This is a genomic window from Phytobacter sp. V69 (genome assembly GCF_965644215.1).
Lineage (GTDB): Bacteria > Pseudomonadota > Gammaproteobacteria > Enterobacterales > Enterobacteriaceae > Phytobacter.
Genome location: NZ_CBFFRL010000146.1, coordinates 5933 through 12311, shown reverse-complemented (window position 1 = coordinate 12311; position 6379 = coordinate 5933). Strand labels below are relative to the sequence as shown.

The following is a 6379-nucleotide window of genomic DNA, read 5'->3' as shown; positions in this document are numbered from 1 at the left end:
TTATCGGTAGTTAACCCTTCCTCCTACACTCTCCACAATCATGTCCGAGCGTTGCACTTATTATCTGAATTCGCGGATTACTGTTAAGCCAAAGTAACGCATTTTATTATTCATAGAAACTATCCATGCCTTACCAATCCGTGCCATTCCCTGAAACGATGAAAGCCAGTCGCGAGGACTGGCTTGATGATTCATTGAACAAGGATTGCTGTCGCTATGGACGCCGGCGTCCCATAAACAGGCTGATCAGGAACAGGATGATACCGACGATAAAGACGATTTTCGCGGCACCCGCTGCCGTACCCGCCAGACCACCAAAGCCCAGAGCGGCGGCAATTAACGCGATGACCAGAAATATAATGCCCCAACGAAACATAAGACTCTCCTTTACCATAGTTAATGTCGACCGCTAACGTGAGCGCTCAGGATGCCCACAGGCGATATTTTCCAAGTGCGTCGTGACCTCTCCCGGGCAGGCCGGGATTGCACGTTTTCAGGAATCGTTACTTAGCTTTCAGATCGTTTTTCACACTTTTGACGCCATCTACCGCTTTAGCGATACTTTCGGCCCGCTCAATTTGCGCCTGTGAATCTACGGTACCGGACAGCTGCACAACACCATTGTTCGTCTCCACTTTCACCTTACGGGAAGGGACGAGGTCGTCGGCCAGCAATTTTGCTTTAACTTCACTGGTGGTTGCGGTGTCGCCTGCATAACCTTTTACGGAGGCATTTTTACCATCGCGGACATGCAGTTTGTCGCTGACTGACGCAACGCCTTGCACCCCTTTCACGACGGTGACCGCCCGCTCCGCCTGGGCCTGGCTTTCAACAAAGCCGCTCAGCGTCACCACTTTTTTCTCCGTTTTTACGGAGATATCGGTACTTTTAATGTCTTTGTGATCGACCATCGCAGCTTTGACTTTCGCCGTAATCGCACTGTCATCCATGAAATTGCCGACTTTATTCATTGAACCATCGATTTTTTGCCCTGCATTACTGGCCGCGCTTTGCGCCTTATCGAGTGTGGAGTTTTCCGCCATTGCGGAACCACTTGCCAGAGTTGCCCCAAGCACGACAGCCAGCAGAGTTTTCGAAATATTCAGTTTTGTCATTGTCATCGTCATCGATCTCTATCCTGTTAGTTTGCCCACAATTTGGGCGGTAAGCAGCAATTAAGGCCGCTTTTACTGCTGTGGTGAATCACCAGCCTGACAAATCAAATAGTTAGGTCACTTACACTCAACTAATCGACTTAAGTCAGTAATTAATATTATGCAATGAACAAAATCATGAATATAAAACCACTAAACACGCATTGAATAAGATTTATATCCAGTAAAAATGTCATTACTTTGTTAAATATAGATCACAATCGTAAAAACGCTTGCGAAAGCAGCTAAAAAGTAAGCAACAGGGAGGGAAATACGGGTATTTAAGAACTTTCCGCAAGAGGCTAATAAGACAGGTAAAGTGACGGAGCACGGCATCTGCCGCGCTCCGTAGGGGGAGATTAGTGTTCGCGGGTCTGGTGGAACTGAACGTCAGGGTAACGCTCACGCGCCAGGTTCAGATTGACCATCGTTGGGGCAATGTACGTCAGGTTATCGCCGCCATCGAGCGCCAGCTGAATTTCGTTCTTACGCTTAAACTCTTCGAATTTCTTCACATCGCTGCATTCCACCCAGCGGGCGGTCGCGACGTTTACGGATTCGTAGACGGCTTCCACGTTGTATTCGCTCTTAAGGCGCGAAACGACCACGTCAAACTGCAGCACACCCACCGCGCCCACAATCAGATCGTTGTTGGCGATAGGACGGAAGACCTGTACCGCGCCTTCTTCTGACAGCTGAACCAACCCTTTGAGCAGTTGTTTTTGCTTCAACGGATCTTTCAGGCGAATACGACGGAACAGTTCCGGTGCGAAGTTCGGAATACCGGTGAACTTCATCATTTCGCCCTGGGTGAAGGTATCACCGATCTGAATGGTGCCGTGGTTATGCAGGCCGATGATGTCGCCCGGATACGCTTCTTCAACGTGCGAGCGGTCGCCTGCCATAAAGGTCAACGCATCAGAGATCACCACGTCTTTACCCAGACGCACCTGACGCAGCTTCATGCCCTTTTCATATTTGCCGGACACCACACGCAGGAACGCCACGCGGTCGCGATGTTTCGGGTCCATGTTGGCCTGAATTTTAAAGACGAAGCCGGAGAATTTCTCTTCCGCAGCCACCACTTCACGGGTATCGGTCGCACGCGGCATCGGCGCAGGCGCCCACTCCACCAGGCCATCCAGCATATGGTCAACGCCAAAGTTACCGAGCGCAGTACCAAAGAAGACCGGGGTGATTTCGCCCGCCAGGAACAGCTCTTTATCGAACTCGTTAGAGGCACCCTGCACCAGTTCCAGCTCGTCGCGCAGCTGTTGTGCCAGATCTTCACCGACAGCGGCGTCGAGATCCGGGTTATTCAGCCCTTTAACGATACGGACTTCCTGGATGGTGTGGCCTTTACCGGTCTGATACAGATAGGTTTCATCTTTGTAGAGGTGGTAAACGCCCTTGAACAGCTTGCCACAGCCAATCGGCCAGGTGATCGGCGCACAGCCGATTTTCAACTCGTTTTCCACTTCATCCAGCAGCTCCATCGGGTCGCGGATGTCACGGTCGAGTTTGTTCATAAAGGTGATGATCGGCGTATCACGCAGACGGGTAACTTCCATCAGCTTGCGGGTTCGATCTTCAACGCCTTTCGCGGCATCGATAACCATCAGACAGCAGTCAACTGCCGTCAGGGTACGGTAAGTATCTTCGGAGAAGTCTTCGTGCCCCGGGGTGTCCAGCAGGTTGACCAGGCATTCATGGTAAGGGAACTGCATTACGGAGGTGGTAATGGAGATACCGCGCTGCTTTTCCATCTCCATCCAGTCAGATTTAGCATGCTGATTGGAACCGCGGCCTTTCACCGTACCGGCAGTCTGGATCGCCTGTCCGAACAGCAACACTTTCTCAGTGATGGTCGTTTTACCGGCATCCGGGTGCGAGATGATCGCGAACGTGCGTCGCTTTGACACCTCTTGGAAATAAGGAGACAACGTCATAATAAAATTCTTCTGTGTAAATGCGCGGCCCAGGCCACGCTATGGAATTCGAAAAATGCGGCTATTGTACTCAACGGCTGAGTGCAGACAATTAATGTTTACACAGGAGTTGCTCCAGTTCGGTTAACGATGTCACGGTCCAGGTCGGGTTGACTCCTTCGGGCAACGCGCGGTCGTTAGCGTTCAGCCAGCAGGTGGAAAGCCCGGCGTTAATGCCGCCTAAGATGTCTGATTCGGCGGTATCGCCCACCATCAGCACCCGCGAACGGTCTGGGTTTTGCGCCTGCTCCAGCGCGTAATCGAAAATACGCGGATCGGGTTTCGCCACGCCAACCTGCTCAGAAATCACCAGTAAATCAAAGTAGTCGCGAAAACCGGTGCGTTCCAGACGCGTCTGCTGCAGCGCGGTAAAGCCATTGGTGATAATGCCAAGCTTTACCTTTCCTTTTAATGCCGACAAGAGCGACACCGCGCCCGGCAGCGGTGCGCAGATCTCGGCCATCGCATTGAGAAACGCGTTGTTCAGATCGCCCGGCGCAACGCGCAGACGCTCTGCCCAACCCTGAAAACGCTGATGCTGTAATTGTAGTGCAGTGATGGCACCATTCTGGTAATCCACCCACAACGGTTTGTTAATGGCCTGATAATCTTTAAAATCCTCGACAGTGAACGTCACGCTGTAGTCCAGAAACATTCGCTGCAGGCCGCCAAACGAATCAAACGTAAACAACGTTTCGTCGGCATCAAAAAAGATCCAGTCCCATTTCATTACATCACCTTTCATTTATTAAATTGGCAGCGCCATGATGATGGCGTCTTCGCGTCCTTGCGCTGTGGGGTAATAGTTGCGGCGAATAGTCGCCTCATTGAACCCCAGGCTTTCATATAACGCGATGGCGGCGGTATTCGAAGCCCGCACTTCCAGCCACAGCGTCAACACGCCACGTTTTTCCAGCTCGCCGATCAAATTCTCAAGCAGTTGGCGGCCCAGCCCCTGACGTTGCCAGGCGGGATCGACGGCGATATTAAACAGCGTCGCTTCATCCAGCACCACCTGCGTAATCGCGAAAGCCGCCATGACGTCGCCCACCTGTAAGCGGTAATTCAGGTAACGCTCGCCCTGGTTGGTGGCGAAGGTCTTCTCACTCCAGGGGAACGCGTGCGCCCGGGTTTCAATCTCGTAGGCGCGGGCTAAATCAGTCGTGGTGAGGGAAGAAATCGTGTTCATAGTTGCAAATTTGTCGCCATAGCGCGGCGCGTGCCGCCGGGTTGCCCCGTAGTTCTTCAAGGCCAGGCGTCATCACCTGCGCGCCATCGAGCGCCAGCGGTGATTCAATGCCCAGCCGCCAGCTGTTGCAGGTGCTGCCCGGCGGTAACATTTCCACCCGGTCTGGCGTGAGCTGTAATACCTGATCCGGCGTGACGGCCAGCGCACGCAGCACATCGCCAATAAGGGGCTCAGTCAGCGCCGGAAGTTCGGGCGCCACCATCACCAGACGGATATGCGCCGGTAGAGAAATCGCGATTTCCCCCTGTAACACCGCAGGGAGGCGCAGGGACCACTGGGTGATGCCCAGCTGCTGTAATTGCCAGTCGCGTCGGGAAGTCATAGCGAAACACTCCTGTCTGTCAGGCGCGCAAATATAGCAAACCCGACGAATTTTCGCCATCCAGTCTATGAGGGGTATTGGTGCCAACAAAGAGGCAGCGTGAAGGATAACGTGTATAATCGGCGCCTTAGTTTATTGAGGAACCCTCCATGTCTGCTTTAACTCCGGCAAGTGAAGTCTTGCTGCGCCACAGTGACGATTTCGAACAAAGCCGCATTCTTTTTGCCGGTGATTTGCAGGATGATCTGCCTGCACGGCTGGACACGGCTGAAAGCCGTGCCTGGACACAACAGTTCCATCAGTGGCAGACACTCAGCCGCCAGATGGAAGATAAGGCCGTTTTCGGGCTTACCCTTGACCAGGCTGCAACTGGCGATAGCGATACGCTGATTTACTACTGGCCGAAGAATAAGCCGGAAGCCCAGTTTCAGTTAATGAACCTGCTGTCACTGCTGCCGGTCGGTACGGATATTTTTGTAGTGGGTGAAAACCGCAGCGGTGTTCGCAGTGCCGAACAGATGCTGGCGGAGTTCGCACCGTTGAACAAAGTCGACAGCGCACGCCGCTGCGGGCTTTATCATGGCCGCCTGGAAAAACAGCCGACGTTTGATGCTCAGGCATTCTGGGGTGAATACCAGTTGGATGCGCTGTCCATTAAAACGCTGCCTGGCGTATTCAGCCGCGACGGTCTGGACGTGGGCAGCCAGTTGCTGCTTTCCACGCTGACCCCACATACCAAGGGCAAAGTCCTGGACGTTGGCTGTGGCGCGGGCGTGTTGGCAACCGTGCTGGCCAGCCACTCACCGAAAGTGCGTCTCACGCTGTGCGATGTCTCGGCTCCGGCCGTTGAAGCCAGCCGTGCCACTCTCGCTGCGAACGGTTTTGAAGGCGACGTCTTTGCCAGCAACGTGTTCTCTGAGGTGAGCGGTCGTTTCGATATGATCATCTCGAACCCGCCTTTCCATGACGGTCTGCAAACCAGCCTTGAAGCCGCACAAACGCTGATCCGTGGCGCGGTGCGTCATCTGAATAGCGGTGGCGAACTGCGCATTGTCGCAAACGCCTTCCTGCCCTACCCGGCAGTGCTGGATGAAACCTTTGGTTTCCACGAAGTGATCGCACAAAACGGGCGTTTTAAAGTGTATCGCACCGTGATGACCCGTCAGGCGAAACGCTAGTCTCCTTTTGCCCGGTAATATTTTATTTACCGGGCAATTCCGCAGCAAATTCAGGTGTTGATTTTTAAAGCAGTTATAAAATAGACGTGCAATTAACTATTGACGAAAACTGGAAAACATCTAGAATGCGCCTCCGTGGTAACGATACTTATTGGGTATCGATGGTATGCGAAGGTGGCGGAATTGGTAGACGCGCTAGCTTCAGGTGTTAGTGTCCTTTGGATGTGGGGGTTCGAGTCCCCCCCCTCGCACCATAATCCACGTTGATATTGCTCTCACCGGGCGAAGGTGGCGGAATTGGTAGACGCGCTAGCTTCAGGTGTTAGTGTCCTTCGGATGTGGGGGTTCGAGTCCCCCCCCTCGCACCAACGAGGCGATATCAAGCGTAAGACAAAAAAGTAAGATAGTTGTGCGAAGGTGGCGGAATTGGTAGACGCGCTAGCTTCAGGTGTTAGTGTCCTTCGGATGTGGGGGTTCGAGTCCCCCCC

The 6379-nt window shown here is 53.2% G+C and carries 7 protein-coding genes and 2 tRNA genes; 3 read left to right on the top strand and 6 right to left on the bottom strand.

The genetic code is table 11. From position 1 onward, the window contains the following. Positions 1–214: 214 nt before the first annotated feature. The 6 genes from ACSZPU_RS18305 to ACSZPU_RS18280 form a co-directional block, all read right to left on the bottom strand. On the bottom strand, positions 215–376 hold the full coding sequence (locus ACSZPU_RS18305; protein ID WP_071777480.1) for a DUF1328 domain-containing protein: 162 nt from the start codon (positions 374–376) through the stop codon (positions 215–217). A gap of 127 nt (positions 377–503) precedes the next feature. Beyond that, entirely contained in the window at positions 504–1121 is a 618-nt protein-coding gene (osmY, locus tag ACSZPU_RS18300; RefSeq protein WP_499001652.1) for a molecular chaperone OsmY, read from the bottom strand. A 392-nt stretch (positions 1122–1513) separates the two neighbouring features. Next, on the bottom strand, positions 1514–3103 hold the full coding sequence (prfC, locus tag ACSZPU_RS18295; RefSeq protein ID WP_499001649.1) for a peptide chain release factor 3: 1590 nt from the start codon (positions 3101–3103) through the stop codon (positions 1514–1516). Positions 3104–3194: 91 nt separating this feature from the next. Further along, positions 3195–3872 carry a pyrimidine 5'-nucleotidase gene (gene yjjG / locus ACSZPU_RS18290; protein ID WP_499001644.1) on the bottom strand — a complete coding sequence of 226 codons (678 nt, stop codon included), beginning with the start codon at positions 3870–3872 and terminating at the stop codon, positions 3195–3197. Positions 3873–3890: 18 nt separating this feature from the next. Then, positions 3891–4331, bottom strand: a complete 441-nt coding sequence (gene rimI, locus ACSZPU_RS18285) for a ribosomal protein S18-alanine N-acetyltransferase (RefSeq protein ID WP_499001641.1) — start codon at positions 4329–4331, stop codon at positions 3891–3893. Next, positions 4300–4713 (bottom strand): DNA polymerase III subunit psi, encoded by a 414-nt coding sequence (locus ACSZPU_RS18280; RefSeq protein ID WP_499001638.1) that lies wholly within the window; start codon positions 4711–4713, stop codon positions 4300–4302. The genes rimI and ACSZPU_RS18280 overlap by 32 nt, the downstream gene beginning before the upstream one ends. Positions 4714–4862: 149 nt before the next feature. Between ACSZPU_RS18280 and rsmC the strand changes: the two genes are divergently transcribed. The 3 genes from rsmC to ACSZPU_RS18265 all read left to right on the top strand — a co-directional run bounded on the left by rsmC (position 4863) and on the right by ACSZPU_RS18265 (position 6259). Continuing rightward, positions 4863–5891, top strand: coding sequence for a 16S rRNA (guanine(1207)-N(2))-methyltransferase RsmC (rsmC, locus tag ACSZPU_RS18275; RefSeq protein WP_499001637.1), 1029 nt, complete (start codon positions 4863–4865; stop codon positions 5889–5891). Between the two features lie 168 nt (positions 5892–6059). Then, positions 6060–6145, top strand: a tRNA-Leu gene (locus ACSZPU_RS18270). 28 nt (positions 6146–6173) lie between these two features. Continuing rightward, positions 6174–6259, top strand: a tRNA-Leu gene (locus ACSZPU_RS18265). Positions 6260–6379: the final 120 nt, after the last annotated feature.

What these genes read in the sequence shown, in the direction of transcription:
- ACSZPU_RS18305 (WP_071777480.1), bottom strand. Translation starts at nt 376, where the DNA reads ATGTTTCGTTGGGGCATTATATTTCTGGTCATCGCGTTAATTGCCGCC.
- osmY (WP_499001652.1), bottom strand. Translation starts at nt 1,121, where the DNA reads ATGACAATGACAAAACTGAATATTTCGAAAACTCTGCTGGCTGTCGTG.
- prfC (WP_499001649.1), bottom strand. Translation starts at nt 3,103, where the DNA reads ATGACGTTGTCTCCTTATTTCCAAGAGGTGTCAAAGCGACGCACGTTC.
- yjjG (WP_499001644.1), bottom strand. Translation starts at nt 3,872, where the DNA reads ATGAAATGGGACTGGATCTTTTTTGATGCCGACGAAACGTTGTTTACG.
- rimI (WP_499001641.1), bottom strand. Translation starts at nt 4,331, where the DNA reads ATGAACACGATTTCTTCCCTCACCACGACTGATTTAGCCCGCGCCTAC.
- ACSZPU_RS18280 (WP_499001638.1), bottom strand. Translation starts at nt 4,713, where the DNA reads ATGACTTCCCGACGCGACTGGCAATTACAGCAGCTGGGCATCACCCAG.
- rsmC (WP_499001637.1), top strand. Translation starts at nt 4,863, where the DNA reads ATGTCTGCTTTAACTCCGGCAAGTGAAGTCTTGCTGCGCCACAGTGAC.